This is a genomic window from Rhizobium sp. CB3090 (assembly GCF_029714285.1).
Taxonomy (GTDB): domain Bacteria; phylum Pseudomonadota; class Alphaproteobacteria; order Rhizobiales; family Rhizobiaceae; genus Rhizobium.
In genome coordinates this window covers 293,547-315,060 of record NZ_CP121664.1, presented here as the reverse complement: position 1 = coordinate 315,060, position 21,514 = coordinate 293,547, and the positions used below count along the sequence as shown (strand labels likewise).

At 55.2% G+C, this 21,514-nt stretch carries 15 protein-coding genes and 1 pseudogene; 6 read left to right on the top strand and 10 right to left on the bottom strand.

The features are described 5' to 3' along the window. Positions 1–107 precede the first annotated feature (107 nt). Positions 108–644, bottom strand: coding sequence for a carboxymuconolactone decarboxylase family protein (locus QA646_RS28305; RefSeq protein WP_283060601.1), 537 nt, complete (start codon positions 642–644; stop codon positions 108–110). 14 nt (positions 645–658) lie between these two features. Next, positions 659–1,984, bottom strand: coding sequence for an aspartate aminotransferase family protein (locus QA646_RS28300; RefSeq protein ID WP_283060600.1), 1,326 nt, complete (start codon positions 1,982–1,984; stop codon positions 659–661). A gap of 232 nt (positions 1,985–2,216) precedes the next feature. Between QA646_RS28300 and QA646_RS28295 the strand changes: the two genes are divergently transcribed. Continuing rightward, on the top strand, positions 2,217–3,101 hold the full coding sequence (locus tag QA646_RS28295) for a MurR/RpiR family transcriptional regulator (RefSeq protein ID WP_283060599.1): 885 nt from the start codon (positions 2,217–2,219) through the stop codon (positions 3,099–3,101). A 368-nt stretch (positions 3,102–3,469) separates the two neighbouring features. On the opposite strand, the gene QA646_RS28290 is transcribed toward QA646_RS28295, so the two are convergent. From QA646_RS28290 to QA646_RS28280, 3 genes are all read right to left on the bottom strand, one after another. Further along, complete coding sequence (locus QA646_RS28290; RefSeq protein WP_283060598.1) at positions 3,470–5,242, bottom strand: ABC transporter permease subunit; 1,773 nt, start codon at positions 5,240–5,242, stop codon at positions 3,470–3,472. Positions 5,243–5,259: 17 nt separating this feature from the next. Then, entirely contained in the window at positions 5,260–6,354 is a 1,095-nt protein-coding gene (locus QA646_RS28285) for an ABC transporter ATP-binding protein (protein WP_283060597.1), read from the bottom strand. Between the two features lie 144 nt (positions 6,355–6,498). Further along, entirely contained in the window at positions 6,499–7,602 is a 1,104-nt protein-coding gene (locus QA646_RS28280; protein WP_283061030.1) for an ABC transporter substrate-binding protein, read from the bottom strand. Positions 7,603–8,257: 655 nt separating this feature from the next. On the opposite strand from QA646_RS28280, the gene QA646_RS28275 reads away from it, so the two are divergent. Further along, a complete protein-coding gene (locus tag QA646_RS28275; RefSeq protein ID WP_283060595.1) occupies positions 8,258–9,448 on the top strand; it encodes a Xaa-Pro peptidase family protein in 1,191 nt (396 codons plus the stop codon). Positions 9,449–9,838: 390 nt separating this feature from the next. Here the strand turns inward: QA646_RS28275 and QA646_RS28270 are convergent, their stop codons facing one another. From QA646_RS28270 to QA646_RS28255, 4 genes are all read right to left on the bottom strand, one after another. Continuing rightward, positions 9,839–11,059 (bottom strand): serine hydrolase, encoded by a 1,221-nt coding sequence (locus QA646_RS28270; protein ID WP_283060593.1) that lies wholly within the window; start codon positions 11,057–11,059, stop codon positions 9,839–9,841. A 236-nt stretch (positions 11,060–11,295) separates the two neighbouring features. Then, complete coding sequence (locus QA646_RS28265) at positions 11,296–12,402, bottom strand: ABC transporter substrate-binding protein (protein ID WP_283060592.1); 1,107 nt, start codon at positions 12,400–12,402, stop codon at positions 11,296–11,298. A gap of 304 nt (positions 12,403–12,706) precedes the next feature. After that, positions 12,707–13,189 carry a hypothetical protein gene (locus QA646_RS28260; RefSeq protein ID WP_283060591.1) on the bottom strand — a complete coding sequence of 161 codons (483 nt, stop codon included), beginning with the start codon at positions 13,187–13,189 and terminating at the stop codon, positions 12,707–12,709. A gap of 302 nt (positions 13,190–13,491) precedes the next feature. After that, on the bottom strand, positions 13,492–14,622 hold the full coding sequence (locus QA646_RS28255; RefSeq protein WP_283060590.1) for a C45 family peptidase: 1,131 nt from the start codon (positions 14,620–14,622) through the stop codon (positions 13,492–13,494). An 891-nt stretch (positions 14,623–15,513) separates the two neighbouring features. Between QA646_RS28255 and QA646_RS28250 the strand changes: the two genes are divergently transcribed. From QA646_RS28250 to QA646_RS28235, 4 genes and pseudogenes are all read left to right on the top strand, one after another. Next, entirely contained in the window at positions 15,514–16,053 is a 540-nt protein-coding gene (locus QA646_RS28250) for a GNAT family N-acetyltransferase (protein ID WP_283060589.1), read from the top strand. A 296-nt stretch (positions 16,054–16,349) separates the two neighbouring features. Further along, on the top strand, positions 16,350–17,639 hold the full coding sequence (locus QA646_RS28245) for an acetyl-CoA carboxylase biotin carboxylase subunit family protein (protein WP_283060587.1): 1,290 nt from the start codon (positions 16,350–16,352) through the stop codon (positions 17,637–17,639). A gap of 154 nt (positions 17,640–17,793) precedes the next feature. Continuing rightward, entirely contained in the window at positions 17,794–18,648 is an 855-nt protein-coding gene (gene proB / locus QA646_RS28240) for a glutamate 5-kinase (protein WP_283060586.1), read from the top strand. Positions 18,649–18,916: 268 nt separating this feature from the next. Continuing rightward, positions 18,917–20,053, top strand: a pseudogene (locus QA646_RS28235) (IS3 family transposase). A gap of 187 nt (positions 20,054–20,240) precedes the next feature. Here the strand turns inward: QA646_RS28235 and QA646_RS28230 are convergent. Further along, a complete protein-coding gene (locus QA646_RS28230; protein WP_283060585.1) occupies positions 20,241–21,497 on the bottom strand; it encodes an acetyl-CoA carboxylase biotin carboxylase subunit family protein in 1,257 nt (418 codons plus the stop codon). Between the last annotated feature and the right edge of the window lie 17 nt (positions 21,498–21,514).

The following is a 21,514-nucleotide window of genomic DNA, read 5'->3' as shown; positions in this document are numbered from 1 at the left end:
AGTATGATCCGTGATACAAACGTATCGCATCAATTTGCACGCTTTCGTAGGCTTCTTCCCTGCCGCCCAAAGGACGGAAAACAGCGGCAATGTCGCGGGCGAGCTTTCTAAAGCGGGTGCTTCGACATCTCGTCGGCAACGCCTTGGTCAATCGGGGTGTAGAAGGTCATCAAAATGTAGCCAAGCACCGAATAGAAGCCGACCGTGGCCATGATGTCGAAGACGGCTTGCTGCCCGAAAGCAGCAGAAATCGCTCTCTCGATATGCGAAGGCAGGCGTGCTTCGTCAAAGAGCGCGTCGACGGCCCCGGCAATCAATCCATCGTCTCCATCCGGGGTTCCAGCCATACCGCGTATCCGCGCATCGGAAATGCCAAGAGCGCGAGCGCGGCTTACATGATGGGCCCACTCATATGCGGAACCCATCCGATGCGCCGCGCGCAGGATCACGAGTTCGGAGCGGACCGCGCCCAGTGCGCTGTCCTTGACGATATGCTGCCGCAGCGGCGCCCATGCTCTCAGAAGGGCGGGATGATGAGCCATGGTGCGATAGACATTGAGCGCGCCGGCAAAACCAGTTTGCATATCGGCGATGTCTGCGGGCCAGTTTTCATCAGAGATGGGCGGACAGGACGGTGTCGTCATTTCGGGAAGGAACCTCAATCTGATACAGCGGCGCGGATGGAGTCGGAAAGCCGTTCGACAATCAAATCGATTTCATCGGGTTGAATAATATACGGCGGCGCCAGCAGCACGTGGTCGCCCTGCGCGCCGTCGATCGTACCTCCCATCGGGTAGCACATCAGGCCTCTGCGCATGGCTTCCTTCTTGATCCGGGAATGCATCTTGCGGGCTGGATCGAACGGCTGCTTGGTATCTTTGTCCGCCACGATCTCGACGCCGCGGAAAAGACCGCGACCACGGATGTCGCCGACAAAGGGCGACTGTCCAAGGGCCTCATCGAGCCCGGCTTGGAGACGATCCCCCATCTTGATGACGTTTGCCATCATGTCCGGACGCGTGATTATTTCAACCACCTTACTGGCTGCCGCTGCCGCGATCGGATGTCCGATATAGGTATGCCCATGCTGGAACAGACCCGATCCATCGGCGAACGCGCGGTAGATCTTCTCGGACAACAACACCGCCCCGATCGGTTGAAAGCCGCCGCCCAGGCCCTTGGCAATCGTTACAAGATCCGCGACAATCCCTTCCTGTTCCATTGCGAAGATTGTGCCGGTACGCCCCATTCCGCACATGACTTCGTCGAGGATCAGCAAGATGCCATACTTGTCGCACACCTGCCGAACCCGCTTAAAATAGTCGGCAACCGGCCCGACTGCGCCGAGCGTCGCTCCGACCACCGGCTCGGCGACGAAAGCCATGACCTGATCCTGTCCGAGCTCGACAATCTTGTCTTCCAACTCTGCCGCAAGACGCTCGGCATAGGCCTCGGGCGTTTCGCCGACTTGTAGATCACGGTAGGCATAGCAAGGCGAAACATGATGTGTTTCCGGCAAAATCGGTTTGAACTGGGCGCGGCGCCAAGCATTGCCGCCTGTTGCCAAAGCACCAATCGTATTGCCGTGATAACTCTGCCGACGTGCGATGATGTGGCGTCGTCGCGGTTGGCCGATTTCTACAAAATACTGGCGCGCCATCTTGAGAGCGGCCTCGACAGCTTCTGAACCGCCAGACACGAGGTAGACATAATCGAGACCGTCCGGCGCGAGTTCAATCAATTGCTCTGCAAGCCGCTCGGCGACATCAGTCGTGAAAAAGGACGTGTGAGCATAGCTGATGCGGCCCATCTGCAGCTTCATAGCGTCAAGAACTTCCGGATGGTTGTGCCCCAGGCAACTGACTGCTGCGCCACCCGATCCATCCAGATAGCTCCGGCCGTCGCTATCCATAACGTAGATGCCTTCCCCTGCTACTGCGGTTGGCAGAGTTGTTCCGATCGTTCGATGGAGAATTTTGGTCATTGGCGATCTCGGGTGCTTATCCGTCCGGCTCTCGGACGTTTCCAACCATTGATTTGCAGGTTTCGCCAAAATATGCAACAACTGTTTTATAAATCACGTTTTGACGCATTTGTTTTCAAACCCTTTATCCGTACTCGTGAGCGTCTTTGATGAGGGTTGGCCTGCAATTGTTTGACTTTTTCAGTCCCGAGAGGGATGGTCCGGGTGAATTATGATATCGAATGTGAGGCAAATGTTGCAAAAGGGCCCATTGCACGCTCGAATTATCGAGCGATTCGACGAAATGTCCGAGCAGCTGCAGCAGGCGGCTCGGCACATATTGGAGCACCCTCAAGAAGTAGCGCTCGTTTCAATGCGCGAACTCGCGCGCAATGCCGGTGTGCAGCCATCGACGATGACCCGGTTGGCGAAGTTTCTTGACTTCTCAGGCTATGAAGACTTCCGGGCGCATCATGCCGACGTCATTCGGGTGAGCGCTGACGGTTTTGCCGCCCGTGCTTTGCAGAGAACCGAAGGACCGATGAACGGAGAGGGCCTGGCCTATCGAATGCTCCAGGGTCTCTCGGCCCAGATTAATCGGCTGTGCGACCCCGATACGATCGCACATTTGAATAGAATGGCGGAACACCTGGCAAAGGCCCGAAGGATCTATGTGCTTGGGCTGCGCTCCTGCCATTCCGTCGCCTGGCATTTCCATTACGTCATGACGTTGCTTGGCGAAAAGACGGTTCACTTGGATGGTCCGGCTGGCACAAGCGGCGATCCGCTCATTCGCGCGACGAGCGACGACGTCCTTTTGGCTATTTCTATAAACCCCTACTCCCTTCAAACCCTTGAATTGGCAGAGGCTGCGCGCGAAAAAGGAATGCCCATTTTGGCGATTACCGATAGCGAAGTGTCCCCTTTGGTCACGATCGCCGAGCACATCGTGTTGTTCCCGACGGAGAGCCAAACATTCTTTCATACACTGACGCCGGCGTTGGCAGTGTCAGAAGTCCTGTGCGGCTTGCTGGCCAGTCATGACCGCGCAGCGGCTCTGGAAGAACTAAAGCGCGCCGACCGCCATCTTTCGGCGATGAACACCTATGCCACCTCCATTCCACGACGGAAGATCTAGGTCCGCCGACGCGCCGGCCGCCGGGACGGTAGAGTGACTCTGCAGGCATAGGGATATCGCGATCCCTCGCGACAATAGGTTCACCGGGGGTTCGGGCCAGAGCCAGCGGCCTTGCAGAGCTACACCTGTCGGGTGAAAAACCAGGCATGGAGATCGACATCGTTCGGCAGCAGTTCTTCCGAATGGCTTCCACCCAGCCAACCCACGTTTCGAAAGTCCGAGCAGGGGCGCCAAATCCCTCTCCCCATAAGAGGTTGGCCGCAACCGCATATTTGACCGGAATCAAATTGCCAGCCCCAGTTCTGTCTGGGATTGGCAAGTCGATTGCAAGCAGTGAGGTTGTTCGGGATCCGGCGCTGTTCCACAGTTCAGGTCGCGGCGACGGTCGCGGTCTGCAATTTGCTCCGCCCCCGCCAAAGGGTGAAGTAGAGAGCGACCAGCCAGACGATTGGTAGCAGTGTCAGCAACGACCCTACTGCAGCAATCGTTGGGTCGATCTGTTGCTTCAAGTTCTCCAACATCTTCAAAGGGAGTGTCGGGATCGAATAGCCGCTGACAAACGACGTAATGATGACCTCATCGAAGGACGCAAGAAACGCGAACAACGCGCCGCCGATGATGCCGGAGCGGATCAACGGCAAGGTTACTCGTAGGAAGGTCTGCACAGGCCCGGCACGCATGCTCATGGCCGCCTGCTCCAGTCTTCGGTCAAACCCTGACAGAGTCGCCAAGACGACCACAACGACATAACCAATCGCGCCGATGGTTTGGCCGAGGATAATTCCGGTGTTGGTTCCCACTAGGCCAAGTCTCGCCAATCCGAGATAGACGGCTACGCCGACTACGATGATCGGGAAGGTGATTGGCGTCAGAATTACCATGGTCAGACCCGAGCGAAGACGTGGTGCGCAGCGGCTCAACCCAAAAGCTGCCAATGTACCAACGACTGTCGACACGGCGGCGACGATCACGCCGAACTGGAAGCTGTTCCACAAAGCTCCGATCCACGATGGATCTTCAAAGAACGAGTAGTACCACCGCAGGGAAACGTCTCTTGGCGGAAACTCGATAAACTCTGCCGAACTGAAGGATATCACGATGACGATCAGACCCGGTGCCAGCAGATAGATCATAACGAGGGTAAGGAAGACTGCACCGAGGATCTTCGACCAAAACGTATCCCGTTGTGATTGGTAGAGCTTGGCCGCCCAGCGGCGGGCTCGATACGGTATGGCAAGTTCATTCAGACGACGGATCGCCGCGCCGGCAAAGGACAGCCTGCTTGGACGGTGCTTCTTGTCTGCTTGCCCTGAATGATCGTGCGCGCCGGCGAGGTTGACGCCCGCCGTCGAAAGAACCAGGACCGCCATCGCAAGCAGAATGAAAGCCGCGGCGGCTGTCTGCCCGATGTTTAAGGAGGTTGTAAGCTGTGAGTTGATGAGGGTCGACAACATCGTGTCGCCTAGACCGCCCAATGCTTGCGGTGTGATATAGAAGCCGAGGCACACGACGAACACCAGTATGCATCCACTTCGAATGCCCGGGATACTCAGCGGAAAGAAGACGCGCAAGAAGGCTGTGAGCGGCTTCGCACCCATGCTGCGCGCAGCCGACATCAACGATTTGTCTATCCCCATCATCACGCTGATGAGCGGCAAGATCATCATCGGCAGCATGATGTGCACCATGCCGACGTAGACAGCGAAACGATTGTAAATAAGCGAAAGTGGTCTCTCGATGATGCCCGCATTGAGCAACAAGGTATTGATCAATCCACTGTCGCCCAGGACGACCGTCCATGCGTAAGTGCGCACCAAAGCGCTTGTCAGCCAAGGCAGGAAGACCAGCACCATCAGGATGGGCCGTGCGCGTCCCCCATTTGCAATGAGAAATGCAGTCGGGTAGCCAATGATCAGGCATATTGCCGTGGCAACAAAGCTGATCTTGAACGTTTGAAACAGAATCAGGACGAAGGATCGCTGGGCGAAGAATCCTTCATAATTCACAAGAGAAAGCGCAGGCGCGTTCAAGCTCGTCAGGAACAGAAGGATCATCGGTATACCGAATACCGCAAACAGCAGACCGAAGGCCGGCACCGTAAGCAGAATCGGCTTTGACCGCAGTTTTTGAATCGTCGTCATTTGCCTGGCCCTCCACCTTACGCCGCGACAAAGCGGATATCGGAGCGAAGCCAGTCGAGACGAACCTCATCGCCGGGATGGAAGACCTCCTGGTCGGAGGCGACATGTTCGCGGGCGATCAGCACAGTGTTTCCGACACGTACCCGGTATTTTCTCAAGGGGCCGGCGTAGATCATGTCTTCAACGGTGCCGGACACTGCCTGCCTTTGATCCGCATCTGCGCGTCTCGCCGCCGAACGGCGGCCAACCGAAATGCGTTCGGGCCGCAACATGGATACCATGCCGGAAGAAGGCACGGCGTCGGATTCCACTTTGAATTCGGTGTTTTCGAGAATATTTGCCTCGCCCAGGAAGTTGGCAACAAAGCGCGTTTTCGGCCGATCGTAGAGAGCCTCGGGCGTATCGATCTGCTCGATTTGACCGGCTCGCATAACGACAATGCGATCCGACAAGGTCAGGGCTTCTTCCTGATCATGGGTCACGCAAATTGTCGTCTTTCCAAACTCCCGGTGCAGTTCCTTAATTTCAATCTGCATCTGTTCGCGCAGATTTCGATCCAATGCGCCAAGCGGCTCGTCGAGCAGCAGGATCGGCGGGTCGGCAATCAGCGCGCGCGCAACGGCCACGCGCTGCTGCTGACCACCACTCAATTGCGATGGCATACGGCCGCCAAATTCGCCGAGGCGAACACGTTCAAGCATTCGGCCGACCCGCGTCGCCCTGTCAGCGGCCTTGACGCCACGCATCTCCAGCGGAAACTCCAGATTGCGGTGAACCGTGAGGTGCGGGAAAAGGGCATAGCTCTGGAATACGATGCCTTGGTCGCGCCGGTAAGACGGGACTTCAGAAACTGATTTTCCGGCGATGAGTATGTCGCCTTTCGTCGGCGCCGTGAAGCCGGCAAGGAGCATCAAGGCTGTGGTTTTACCCGAACCGCTTGGGCCGAGAATGGTCAGGAACTCCCCGCGAGATACGGAAAGCGAGATGTCCTTAACCGCAGCCACGGCCCCATACATTTTCGTGACATTACAGAATTCTATCTGGGTGGCGACTGGCTGGTTCTTCAATACTTCATCCTCGGCAGGCAGATAACTTTTCAGGTTCAGGGTCATTGCGAAACTCCAGGAGGAACAGTGCGCCAGTCGGGCGCACCATTCTCAAAAGTCAGGTCGTCAGATAAGGTGGCGCTATTCACGTGGAGCATAGTCCTGCTCCCGCGATTGGATGGCGCCACCAATCGAAGTTCGATGAACGGCTTACTGGAGGATCCACTCGTTCCAGCGTTGGACCATCAGCTCTTTGTTCGACTTGCCGTCCGCGCCTGTCTCCGCATACCATTTTGCATTCAGAGCGAAGCTGGAGGCCGTGTAATCGGGATACGACGCAAGCTTTCGTCCGATTTTTTCAGGTATGGTCTTGTAGGCGTTCTTGTTCGTCGGACCTTGCCCGATCAACTCCGCGAACGCAGCCTGCCGATCGGCGCGGCCGGTGAGCTCGAGGAATTTCTGGGCATTCTCGGTGTTTGGGCTGCCCTTGGGAATGCACCAGAAGTCCGTCGTCAGCTTCGCCTGATTGCGGTTGATCTCGATGGGCGCACCCTCGTCGATCAGAGAAAGTGCGCGACCGTCGTAGGACTGCACAACGTCAGCGACGTTATCGCGCATGATCTGCAGAATTTCAGAACCGCTGGTCCACCATTTACGGATATGCGGCTTGATCTTGTCGAGGCTGGCAAAGACGCGGTCGACATCCAGCGGATATAGCTTGTCCATAGGCACGCCGTCCGCCAGCAACGCTTCCTCCCATGGGCCATTTCCATATTCGCCGGTGAAGAGAGAGCGCACGCCCGGGAATTTTTCCACGTCCCAGAACTCCGCCCAAGTGGTAGGTCGCGGCTTATCGGCTGGGAACTTCTTGGTGTTGTATACCATGTTTGTGGAATACACGTAGGAAGCAAATCCATTTGTGTGTTTCGCGAATTCAGAAATTGCTTCCAGTTCATCCTTCTTCCACAAGGAATAGTCGACCGGCTCCAGATATCCTTTGGCAGTCAGCGGGTCGACGTTGGTCTGACCGAGGTTCACGACGTCAGCCGAAACGTTTTTCGTGTCGACCATCATCGCGATCTGCGTGGATGAGAAGTCCGCCGTAACCGGGGTAACCTTAACCCCTGTCTCCGCCACGAAAGGCTCGACATACGCCTTCATGACTGCGTTTCCCCAGTTGCCGCCGCTCATGTTGACCTTCAACTCACCAGCGGAAGCCGCCCCGGCGCGACCCGAAACGGAAGACATCGCACCGATCGCGATCACGGAGGATGTGACCTGCATGAAGTGCCTGCGATTTATCAAAAAACTCATTTTCGTTCCCTCTGTTATTCCCTTGCTCGTCAAGGGGATTCGGTTGTTCGGTTCATGGTGATGCACTCGCCGGGATCAAACCTCCATTGCCGAAGCCTGTGTCTGACCCCTCGGAGATTGTGTTCGATGCGGCTGACTTTATTCCTCCCTTGCACCAACCAGGCGGCGAGAACCGACTGACCAGTCCCAGGCAGCGGCATGCCCACAAGGACCCTACCGGCTGGCCGCAATGCCTAGCGCAATACGAATTTTATTGCAACAAATGTTTTATACTGAGAGATATGATCCAAGCGTATTATGCCCGATGTGCTCTCCTAAACGATTTAATCGTTCCTTCCAAAGACCGGTTCTTAAGTGCGCCGCACTTGAGCCGCATGCGTGATGGACTTTGATGCCACGGTTTTTACCCGGCTTTTCTCGGGCGCTTGCTCACGTCATGAGTTGCAAAGGAAAGCCTGTGTTGAGCTGTAATCGCTGGTGCGCCGCAGGGCGATATTTGCTCCAAATGATTCATTGACAGCCGGGTGACTCATATGTTTCATCGTCGTAGATGGCGCTTCCTGCGTGAGAAATTTCTAATCAGGATTGGCGTCTGAACAGATCCCAGCGCAATACCGCGCCGAGGAAGGCTTAAATCAATGAAACGAGGTTTTGGATGGCATTTTTGAGCACTGAAGTCCGTCAATATCGTCACCAGATGTTATTGGACTTGATGGATCGCGAACGTCTGGATGCGTTCGCATTCGTTACTACGGAATTCTTCCAGTTTACGACGAATTTTCAAACGGACATCAGCCCATGGGAGCGGCCCATTGTGTGTGTCATCCCGAGGAACGGCGAGCCTTTCGTGATCCTTAACGAGCTATCGACCAACAATTGGCGATATGCAGACGAAGGCGGGCGCCTTTGGGTATCCGATGCAAGTTTCTATGCGGAGCATCCGCGTCTTAACAACCGGATGTACCTCGTGCGCGAATGGCCGGAAATGCTCGCTGAGAAGCTGCGCGCTGCCGGCTTAGGAAAAGCTCGTATTGGTACTGATGCAGGTGGTGGCCCGCTGCAGAAGGCAATTGCGCTGCTTCCCGAAGTCCTCCTCCTGACGAAGACACAAGAACTTCGCGCGCGTCGATTGGTCAAGCACCCGGAAGAAATCGCGCTCATGCGAGAAATAGCGGGCTTGACCGATTGGTTGCAGGAACGCTACCGGGAGAATATTCGCCCCGGACGACTTCTGATGGAATTGGATATGATGATGGGCGTCGAGTTTGCTCAGGAGGCAGCACGACGATTTCCAGCGCAGGACGTTCAATTGGTCGACCTCTGGTCAATTTCTGGCCCACCGTCGGCGGCTCCGCATGGAGATGGAAAACGATCGGGAGCGACACTCGAAAAAGGCCACGTGATGATCAATCTGATCATCCCCCGGATCAACGGAGTGGTCGTGGAGAATGAACGTACTTGGTTCTGCGGAAAGCCGGATTCCCAGCAGGAGCGCTTCTTCGAAGTTGCCCTCGCTGCCAATGAAGCTGGGATTGAAGCGGCCGTGGCCGGGAGGCCCGTATCCGGGATCGACTCGGCAGCACAAGCCGTGATCGAGAAAGCCGGTTTTGGCGACTACATCATGCACCGCACCGGACACGGGATGGGCTTGATGTGTCACGAATATCCTGAAGACATGTCGTTTAACCACCGCCCCTTGCTCGAGAACGAGGTCTATTCTGTCGAGCCTGGTTTGTATGTTTACGGACTTGGCGGCTTCCGGCAGGACGATACGGTGGTTATCGGAGCGACACCCGAAGTGTTAACACGATCCCCCAAGGATCTAAAAAGCCAAACCGTTTTGTAACATCGATTTTTCATGGGTAGGTGAACGGTAACACAACCAGGAGAAACAAACTGCCGAAGGCTCATTTGGACGGAAATGGGCCGTCAAGGCTTCCGGGCTTTTGAAGTACCACCTGATCGGTGACGCGACCATTAAGAATGTTTGCGTCGCCGTTTTCGCTGGATCGCTCAGCACCGGACGCTTGAGGTAGTCGTTAATCGCCGATCCGCTCATATCCGATCCGCTGAAGATGCAAAAAACCTCCAGCGTCTAGCGCGGCATCCGGAACCAACGATCAATGACGCCGTGCTTCGGAAACGATGACCTACGCCCGAACAAGCTGCTGGATGGACCGCAAGGCGAGAGCGCTGACGCGCCAACCGCGGCGAGGCAATTGCGAACGAGCGCATGCTACCAGCCAATTTTCTGCGTTATAGCCTCCCGGATGGCATTCCAGGGCGTGGTGGAATCATTATCGGGGGCTACCGGCGGAAATGCACCCCATTGAACAATTACCATTTTTCTTGTCGGGTCGATGTGAAGCTTTTGTCCGTAGAGGCCGCCGTGACCAAACGGCAGGATTGCGTGCGGGGAACTGTAATCCGATGAACGCCCCGTCTTCCATCCATATCCATAGTAGAGGTCATCATCCAATGCGAACGCAGGAGCAGTCGCCTCGTTGAACCAGCCGTCGGGCACTATCCGGGGCGCTTCGTCCAGAATAAATTGACCGAGCCGCCCGAAATCGCGCAACGTTGCGCTTGTCCCTCCAAGTTCCTGCCCATCGGGCGCATCGAGGAGCCAGAAGCCGTCTCTTTCCATCCCGGCCGGTTTCCAGATCTTCTCAGACAGGTAATCACTCGTCGTCTTATGTGTTACTCGGGATAGTATTTTCGCCAGCAAAAAGTAGTCACCGGTATTGTAATTACCTCTGACACCGGGCGCCGCGATCCGGACTATGGACTTCATGAGGTCCATCATCGCGTTGCTCCGCCCACTATTGAATGGTGCAAAATATCGGGAAATCTCGGAATCCCCGCTCACGGTGTAGGTCGATTCGTCCCACTTAACACCAGAGCTCATCTGTAAGAGATGCTGGAGAGTGTTCTCCTTGTAGACAGTGTCCCTCAACTCCGGGAGATACTTCGTCACTGGATCCTGGACGGTCAGAATGAGCCCGTCCTTTATTGCGGCACCGATGAGCGTGGAGGTCACCGACTTGGCGATGGACATTGAGGTCCATCGGGTTTCCTCGGTGTTCCCCAGGCCGTATCTTTCATATGCAACGCTTCCGTCCTTGAGAACCAACATCCTCGCGATCGGATACTCGGCAAAATAGCTGTCGAGATCATGGTCCTTGCGCTTGACGGTAAAGCGGACTTCGCCGAGCGACTTCGCGCTCCGTTCAAGCGGCTTCGACTTGCCAGAGTCGGCTTGAATACTTCGGGTACCGATCCCCTTCAGTTTATCGATGTTCCGAAGGGTCGCTGCCTCGTTTTCCGGCGAGGGATCAAACAGATTTGCCGCGACAACCTCACCGTTGGCTAGGATCTGCTCCCCCGCGGTGGATTTATGTGAGGCTGAGAGGGTGTCATTTTGCGGAGTGCTCGTCGAGCTACAACCTTGGTTCATTTTGTAGGCTCCAATTTTTTTGCGGCGGGCGTGCTGGATTGCCGCACGACAATAACGGCAAGAACCTTTGTCACCGTTTGTCGCCGGCGCCTGTTTTAGCAGCCTCAGTTGATGCCGGATGGACCATTCTGGCACGCGCGAAACGAGTCCCGAATGGTCACCGTCAGTGACAGAGTTCCGCAGAAAACTCCACGCCCTGCTTGGCGATATCAAGTAACGACGTCTTTTCGGAGATTTTAACGAAGAACCCACTCGTTCCAGCGGTTGATCAAACGCTGAATGTTTGTCATGCCGTCCGACCCCGTCTCTGCGTACCACTGCGCATTGAAGGGAAAGCTGGTCGCTTTATAGTCGGGGTGTGTCGCGAGATTTCGCGCCGCTTGCTCCGGAATCATTTTATAGGCGTTGCTGTTGCTGGGCGATTGAGCGACTAGTTGCGCGAAAGCCACCTGCCGCTCGGGGCGAACAGTCGACGCGATGAACTTCTGAGCTGCTTCCTGATTGGGGCTGCCCTTTACGATCGTCCAGTAGTCCCAGCCGAGCATTGCCTGGTTTCGATTGATCTCGAACGGCGCGCCACTATCAATCAGGGAGATCGCTCGCGCATCAGGGGCTTGCACTATCTCCGCCACGTCATCGCGCATGATCTGAAGTATCTCTGCTCCGTTCGTCCACCACTTGCGGATGTGAGGTTTGATCTTGTCCAGACTGGCGAAAATTCGATCGATGTCCATCGGGTAAAGGGCGTCCATGGCCACGCCATCGGCGAGCAAAGCTTGCTCCCAAGGACCTACAGTTCCATAAGTGCCGCTTCTGAGCGAACGGCTCCCGGGGAAAGTCTTTACATCCCAGTATTCCGCCCAATTGGTAGGCCGCGGCTTGCCGGATGGGAACTTGTTGGTGTTGTAGACCATCGGTTGCGAAGAAACATAGCTGCCGAAGCCGAACGGATTTTTGCAAAAGTCTAAGACCGCGCTCAATTCCTTTTGATCGAAGTTTGAGTAGTCAATCTTCTCTAAATAACCGCCCGCGGCGAGACTCAGGGTTCCGGGCGCACTGACGTTGTGGACGTCAACCGCCACATTGTTGGTTTTCACCATAAGTGAAATCTGCGCACCAGGAATATCTTGCATGATCGGCGTGACCTTGACGCCAGTTTCCTCCTCAAACGGCTTCACATAGGCCTTGATTATGGCTTCGGCCCAACTCCCGCCGCTCATGGTGATGCGCAGTTCGCCTGCAGACTTCGCCTGCGCACCGCCGGAGGCCGAGGACAGTGCCCCAACCACGATCGCGGACGAGGTGGCCTGAATAAAGCGCCTGCGATTGATCAGAAAACTCATTCCATTCCCCTCCGTTGATGCCCTTGCTCATTGGCACAAGGCGACTCCCCTGATGCAGCCTATGGCTGATGCAATGCAGGTTTCCGCCTGTTTTTGAGCGGGGATGCAGGAAACCGGATATTTCTCGGCGGGGCCTACTTACGGCATTGCAGCGAAACGAAAAGGGCGCGACGCCTTTGCTCTGGCCGGCCATACCTTGCGCCTGCGAGGTTAAGTCCAATTGAAACATGCTCGAGATTAGGGGCCGAGCCATTCGACGATCGCTTAAAAGCCCAGTCATCGTTCCGCAACAATGACGCCTGATTCATTCCTTAAGAAAGGCGGGTGCAAGGCACTGGCTGTAGAGACCAGCAAGGTCACACATTTCGACTGTATAATGTTCAGCTGCATCCAATAGATTGATCCAGCCGATAACCTCGTTGCGCCAAATGACGGCCGTGTTCAACACACTTTGGAGGCCCATTTCAATCAAAGTCTTATGATCGAGGAAGTAGCGCTCCATGTCCGCGCTGTCTCTGCCCAGAAAGTGTCGACCCGTGCCGACACGCTTACTCCACTCGTCATCTGCGAGGGGCTTCGTTCCGCCGACGGGACTGTAATTGAGGTCGGTCGAGTATATGCGACGCAAAACGCCAGCGGCTCGATCAACCTTGAGAAGGGTAAAAAGCTTATGGCCAAATTCGTCCTGGAAAGCCTTCTCTGCCAATGCCATTAGGGCTTCGGAATCCGACAAGCGGCTTGCCTGCTCGTGGAATGCGACGAGCCGTTTATATTGATCGTCTCTCACATGGTAGCTCATATCGTTCCTTGCATTTTCATATGATCCGCCCCGGCGGCCGGGTTGATTTGTCAAGTTTTCGCCCGTCGGCCTCGATGAGAACGCCCAATGATAGGAGCGCGGTTTGATCGTCGCGTCCTCCATCGCCGATAGTTTTAGCGACCAGCCAACAGAGCAGAGCCGATACAATCAATGCCGAGGTGTTGGCTGTAGCAGCGAAGCCAGTAAGAGATGCCCAGCCTTTTCTTACTCCCCATAATCGCCGATCGCCGAACGAAGCCAGAGTTCCGCTCGGCGATCATAGGGCCGCATTAGACGACACGCATCGTTCCGCTTAGTGCATCTCGCTCGTCACGAGCAGCATGAATCCGCCACTCGATGCGGTCTGGGAAAAGCTCGAAAATGCTCGTTGCGAGCGTCCGCGAGTCTTTCCAATCTTTGAAAATTGGAGTGGTCTCATCGAACAGCACGGCTTCTGCTCCACCCGCCAACGCTCCTTCGGCAATCATACGGTCCGCCGCTGCTTGCCGGTCGCGGGAGGAAGCACCGATGGTCTGCTTCAGTTCACTGAACTCGCTGGATAGCAAATGGTTGGCATGCGCTCGTGGCACAGCAACCTCTACAACGACGCAGCCGGAGGCCGGCGCTTCGACAGAGAGTACCTTGCGGGCCTTGGCATCGCCGAGCGTGTGATGGAATCCGCAGGAGCGGTCGCCGCGCTTCAAAATACCGACGGCTTCCTCCAGGCTTTTTGCATCAAGAATGGCGCGGCAAAGAATTTGCCGGGGCACGCCAGGTTTTTGGTCGTTCGGGGTGATCTCGTTGATCGTCTGGACGAGGCCGGTCTCGTTCAGTCCGAAGGTGCCGCCCGGGAGCATGCCCGCGGTCATAAAGCTGCTCCACGCCGGCCCCTCATTGGGCACAATCTCCACCCAGAAATTGGCACCGAGAGATTCGGGTTCCCCATCTTCGTTGTGGGCGATAACCGCCGGCCCATTGCCTTCCGCTGGTATTAGAACAGTCGTGCAGCCCATTCCGGCAATAGCTTTTGCCGCAGAGGTTGCTTCTGGAATTTGCAGGTCGGTCTGGCAATTCAATAGGAAGATGGTCTCGAAATCCTTGCCGGCGCCTTCTGCAATCCCCTCGATTTCGCGCATGTAGCGTGGATATGCCGCGCGGGCTGCAGCTTCCAAATTCTTCAAATATTCCGATCCGCGCCAGCGAACATCTAGAGCGCGAAATTGCTCCGTGCCAAGCCGATACTCAAGGAAGCTTGTGGCATTGGCCTTTCCGAGCGCACAACCGATTGAGAAGGCGTCGCCCTTTGCACGCACGCGAGTAATGAGATTCTTCGTCATTGGTTCCTCTAATTTTTGGTCACTGTCAGAGTAGACTGCACACCGCTCGCGCCCGGAACTTGTGGGCTCCACTTTTGCTGCCACGCCGCTGCTCTATGCCGCATATATGCATCATGTGATACATATGAAGCATATATGAGTCAATTGTTTCAATTTCAGATCCAGACGACGTATATGGCCGGACGCGCGGTCCGCTTGCTCGCCACCTAATTTGATGAGATGATGGCCGCTACCTCGGAAAGAGAGTTTGTTGCAACTTCTTAGTCACTGCCGGCCCTCAGACACGATGTCTGCACGATCGCCGAATAACACCTCCGCGGCCCGCCGCAATTTCCCCCCAGCCATACGCACAAATCGTTGACCAGCGCGTTTCGCCGCGCGAATCCTCCTGCACCCACGCATTTGCTAGCAAAGCAGTCACAAAGGAACTTTGGCTGATAGGAAGACATTGGTTTGTAACCGCACACGATTTCGCGTGCAATTTCGCGCTGCTGTTCCGCGGCTATACCGGGTTCGGCTGGCATTCTCCTTTTTACGGAGCCTATATACGAGGGACGGCGTTCATGCGCACGAAAAGTTGAGTACGATGCCAGTCCTGTTGATATTCGCGTGAGCTTTTGACAGCTCCTTGTTACAAGCAGCCGCCGAACCCTACCGATCTTGGCAGGTGCGTGCATCTGTGCCGACTAATAATGTGAAACAAGCAGATTCAGTAGATCAACAAGCTGGTCTCCATCGTCTGTGCATGAATCGAATGTTCTGCGACTTAACCTAGCCGACCACCATATGTAAGAGTGCGGAAGACAGCTGATCGACTCGATCGGGCTCCAGATTGGAGTGGGCGAAAGGATGGCTGGTAACAGGTGCGAGCGGGATCCTCTACGGAGGCGAACATCGTTCTCGGCCGGTAAGAGTAGTTCGTGGTATCCTATTTGAAGCAGCACTCTGGAGCCTCGCCAGATCAGGAAAATGTTGATGACCGCATGTCAGACCAAACGTTTGATCCTAACCCCTCTAAAATCGCAACATGGGGCGGAATTGTACAAGTTGCACAACGATCCCCTGGTTCAAAACGCCATCTTTAACAACGTGCCACAGACCAGGGCGGACGTGCACAAGTGGATCGATCGGTTCTTGGCTCAGTGGAGCAAGAGCGGCTTCGGCTTCTGGATAGTCTATGAAAAAGTCAATGATAGTCCGATTTTCATCGGTCGCTGTGGCCTGCTGGAGTATGGGGATACCGCTAACCTTGAATTTGCTTATGCATTTTTCCAAAGTGGCGCAGGACGAGGCCTGGGACCCGAGGCGGCGCGCTTTGCTATCACGCACGCCTTACAAAATTCAACTAAAGAAAAGGTAATTGGTTTCATTGCGCACGGCAATACCCGGGCAGAGCGGGCGGCAGAAAAGTTTGGGCTGCACTATGTTGACGATCGTTTCGACAATGGAAAACTATTTCAATACTATGAGGTATCCCGAGAGGATTATTGTTCTCAAGCTCATTATCAGGCCTAGAGGAAACATGCAACGCTATTACTAAGCCGAACAATGCTTCCCGCGCCAAAACGGAGTAACGCGTTTCCCATAGTATGATTGGCATCGAAACCGTCCGCATCTCTTCAGCGGCTGCATCCTTTTGCGGACGCTGCAAGACACGGCACCAGATTCAGCTAAAAATTTACAAGATCTTTACGACCCCAATTCGCTGAGAATGGTACGTTCACTGCAGGTCTGAGGCCATACGCGGCTGACAAGCCTGATGCCGATACACTCGGGCCGCCGCACATCACGCAATGGAGGGTCAGCAGTCAATGGCAAGAAGAGCGCTCATCCTAGTTGAAGGCAACGGACACGGTACTGGTCAGCAATACGTCCAAGCTGCCGAGAGTGTAGGCCTTCATCCAATTACCCTGTCGGCCGATCCAGCTCAGTACGACTATCTTGCGATGGGAAGCGTCGAAGCACTCCAGGTCGATACAGACAATCTTGATGCGTTGATCCACGAATGCTCCCGGTTGCGTGAGGCCTATGAAATTGTTGGCATTACCAGCGCCGAGGAGAAGGACTATGCGACGGTCGGCAAGCTCTGTAAGCATTTCAATTTGCCGGGACCGAACCCAGTATCAATCGAACGATGCTGCGACAAATTCACTCAACGTCGCCTCCTCGCAGAGGCCGGCGTTCCGATACCTGCTTATCGCTTGGCCACGAACGGGGCGGAGGTTGAAAGCTCTGCCGCGGAAATTGGCCTGCCTGTCGTTGTCAAGCCAGCGGTCGGCGGAATCGGCAGCATCGGTGTCCGACTGTGCCGCAACGTCGATGAGTTGGCCGAACATACGGCCAATCTGTTGGGCGGCAAGCACACATGGCGGCCTTCACCGAAGATCTTGGTGGAAGAATTCGCACAAGGCCCGTTTTATGAAGCCGACACAATGGGAAATGAGGTCATAGGGATTAGTACCGCTGAATTCGATCCTCCACCACATTTTCTCTTTCGTGAGAGCATCTTTCCGGCCCCGTTGACTGACGACGAACACGAGCGTATCTCCGATGTGGCGCTAAGCTGTCTGAAAGCTCTCCATCTTGGGTGGGGGCCGACGAACATCGAATTGCGGTGGACAAAACGTGGCCCAGTCGTCATTGAAGTCAATCCGCGTATTGCGGGTGGAACGTATCCTCGGCGGATTCAGTTAGCTTACGGTGTCGATCTTGTCACCGAGCACATTAAACTTGCTACCGGTGGGGAATCGGACTTGCGCAGAAGTTATCTGCAGACTGCAGCCGTGCGGTTCCTACTTCCTAATCGTGATGGCACCCTCGATTGGATCAATGGCGACAGTCGAGCGGCTGCCGTGCCGGGTGTCTTAGAGGTCAAATTGTATGTTAAACCTAAGACACCGATCGTTCGAAAAGGTGACTACCGAGACCGCATAGGACATGTGATCGCAATTTCACCCAGTTTTGCGCAGACGAAGGCTATACTTCAGCACGCGGTCGAGCAAATCGGTTGGTCGATCACGCCATTTTCTACCCTTGATCAAGATGAACAAACTGGGTCGTTAAACTCCCCCAGAGGCTCAGTATCTCGAGGTAAGGGGTAAATCGTCACTGTCGATATTCATGCAATTAAGAGCAAGAAAGGTGCTGATCGACTCTGATGCCGATTTTCGATCTTGAGCAATTGCGAGCGGCTTGTCGTTAATTTGCCAGAAGAAATCGGAGAGATATGGTTTATTTCGAACGGAGCAACATTTGATGACGGTAATGACGAGCGCGGCGCAATTACTTTCTGCTCACCGTATAGTCGTGAAGATTGGCTCTGCACTGATTGCCGATGGAGAAACCGGACACATTCGTGGCCCTTGGCTGGAAACGATGATAGAAGATGTGGTCCGATTTTTTGCGCGTGGGCAGCAGGTGATCATCGTGACGTCGGGTGCAGTCGCAGCGGGATCTTACCACTTCAATGATTCGGACAGTCCACTGAAAAACGAGGAGCGAAAAGCGGCTGCTGCGATTGGTCAGGTTCGGCTCATGCTCGCCTTTGAACGGAGCTTGAAACGTTTCGGGTTTGGCCTCGGCCAGTTGCTGTTGACCGGCGAAGATTTACGCAACCGACATCGCCGTATCAATATGTGGTCAACGGTTCGGCGAATCCTCCAAGTTGGCGCCCTTCCCGTCATCAATGAGAACGACACGACTGCAACGACCGAGACCTGTGTTGGCGACAATGATCAGCTAGCGGCACATGTCGCAGAGTTGTTGCAGGCCGACATTCTTATCCTGCTTTCCAATATAGATGGCCTCTTCACGGAAGATCCGCACAACAACCCGTCGGCCCGTCTGATCACAAAGGTGCAACGAATTACTCCCCGGATAGAGGCCATGGCCACTCATTCCCACTCTCGCCATAGTTCAGGTGGCATGCTGACGAAGTTGATGGCAGCGAGGATCACTATGAATGCCGGTTGCAATATGATCATCGCGAAGGGCACCAGGTCCTACCCGCTTTCCGCTATCGAGAACGGAGGGCCATCAACATGGTTTGTCCCATCCACAAGCGATAGGGCTGATTGCGACATCTGTGCCGACAATGTGTCGCAGGCTTAACGTTCGTGCTCCGTGGCTTATGATTGACATTATCGAGCTCTTCTCAGGCGCGGGCGCTCTCCGAAAACGTGAAGGTTCGGCGATCGCCTTTGTGCTCGAAAGAGCCAAGCTGTCCAGCCAGCTTCGACAGAAGGCCATGCCTTCGGGTTCGACGTCTTTGAGGCAGCATGTCGTAATGAGGGTGAAGAGCTGGCTCGGGAAATTTGGACAGCACGGATAAGTGGATTTCTGCCTGACTTCGGCTTAGATGCCGGGAACAGGAGAGACCATGACGAGACGACCGCGCCGGAACCATAGCCCGGCTTTCAAGGCGAAGGTGGCGCTTGCCGCCATTAGGGGCGAACAGATGCTGGTGGAATTGTCCCAGCAGTTCGACCTGCATGGCAATCAGATCAAGCAGTGGAAGGACCAGCTCCTTGAGGGGGCGACAGGCGTTTTCGGTGATGACGCCAAAGCGGAACCAGCGGCTCCGACCGTCGATGTCAAAACCCTGCATGCCAAGATTGGTGAACTGACGTTAGAGAATGATTTTTTATCCGGTGCGCTCGGCAAAGCCGGACTGCTGAGCGGAAAGAAATGATCAATCGCGAGCACAAACTGTCGGTCGTCCGCCAGGCGAAGCTTCTCGGCTTCAGTCGTGGCAGCGTCTATTATTCGCCGCGTCCTGTGTCAGGCGGCGATCTGGCCCTGATGCGGCGGATCGACGAACTGCATCTCGATTACCCGTTTGCCGGAAGCCGGATGTTGCAGGGGCTTTTGAAGGCGGAAGGGCTTCAGACAGGGCGGCTTCACGTCGCGACGCTGATGAAGAAGATGGGCATTGAGGCGATTTACCGTCGTCCCAACACGTCGAAACCGGCACCTGGTCACAAGGTCTATCCGTATCTTCTGCGCAAGCTGGCAGTCACCAGACCCAATCAGGTTTGGGCTATGGACATCAGCTACATCCCAATGGCGCGAGGCTTCGTCTATCTCTGCGCTGTCGTCGATTGGTTCAGTCGTCGGGTTCTGTCGTGGCGGCTGTCGATCACGATGGAGACGGCTTTCTGTATAGAGGCAGTCGAGAAAGCGCTTGCTCGGTACGGAAAGCCGGACATCTTCAACACGGACCAGGGATCGCAGTTTACCCCCATCGACTTCACGGCGGTGCTGAAGAAGGCTGAGATCGCCGTCTCGATGGATGGCAAGGGTGCATTGCGACAACGTCTTCGTCGAGCGGCTCTGGCGGTCGATCAAATACGAGGAGGTCTATCTCCATGCCTACAAGACTGTGTCCGAGGCCCGCGCTGGCATCGGCGGCTATCTGACCTTTTACAATACCCGACGTCCACATTCATCCCTTGACCGGCAGACACCGGATCAGGCTTACTTCAACGCGCTGACGCCAATGATGATGGCGGCATAATCGAGGCGGAAATCTACTTAGCAAAACGCCCGGAACTGTTCAGACAAACCGAGCCACTTCTGTGAAGATCACGGCCGCGCGATCGGACCTGCGCCCCAGCTTCTGTGAATGTCCAGCTGCGGCCACCGAGGCCAATCTCTCTCTGCACTCGTTGTCAACGCCCGGTGGCAAAAACTGGATAATTAGGTTATCGGTTCCCGATAGGTTCCTGTTCGGCAGGGGTCGCGAATGGAATAATAGACCAAGTTATTAAGCTTGTGGCACGCTCAAGTATTGTCTCGGTCTGAGTGTGATGCGGTGAGGTGGCGATGACATGCCCGATCGCGTCTCGGTAATCACTCGTTCTGACGATTTCGGCCTTAGGCTTGACGTACAATTCAACTTCGGCGACTCCCAGTTCAGCCGCTGCCCTTTTATCACCGTCGACCCAATCAAGAATGCCGTTGCTGTCAGGTACCAGGAACCGCGCGCCGGCAACCTGAGAACGCGTTATGTGCAAATCCGATTTCTCGCCGATAACAAGCTTGATGTGCTCAGTCACAAGATCCACGCCGTACGCGAGTAGCACCAGCCGAGGGGTCGCCAAACCCGGAAGACGGGGATTGATTTCAATGGCGACCGGGCCACGTTTTGTCCACCGCAATTCAACGTTCGCCGGCCCCCAGCCCAGCCCAAGCGCTCGTAAGCAGCGTAGTGAAATCTCAGCGACGCAATCATATTGTCGGCCAGTCAGGGGCGCCGGGAAAATGTACTCACGAGCAATGAAATAGGGCGGGCGGCCAAAATCAGCGGTACCGACTGCAATAATCTCATTTCCCATGGTGTCGACGCTATAGTATGGGCCTTGTGCAAATTCTTCGACCAATATCTTCGGCGAAGACCGCCAGGCGTGTTTCCCGCCCAGCAGATAGTCCGTATGTTCAGTCAACTCGGCGAGGTTGCGGCACAATCGAACACCGCTGCTGCCGCTGCCAACAACTGGCTTAAGTATTACTGGCAGACCGATTTCTATAGCGGAGCTTTCAATGTCAGTCGCGCCTGTCGCTAGGCGGTAAGCAGGTACAGGAACGCCGGCTTGTGCGAGGAGTTCCCGTTGGGCGAACTTGTCGTAGCACTGTTCAATGGAGACAGGATTTGGGCCGGGTAAACCGAAATGGCGGCAAAGATTGCTTATTATCAAATATTCCGATTCATCGCGACCTGCAAAGCCGGTAATGCCAGCAATGTCATACGACGCACTCAATCGGGAACACTGGCCGATCATCGCGTCTAGATTATCCGTGTCGGCACGGATTGCCTCACCGTGTTCCACCGCAAGGTAATTATACTGAGTTGGATCAGCCGACAGCGTAATGGGATAAAGTCCAAGGCGCGCGGCTGCCTTCATATATAGAGGACCATTACCTCTGCTACCTTCAATTAGAATGAGAGCTCTTTCTGTCATTGGCGTAACTCCGACCG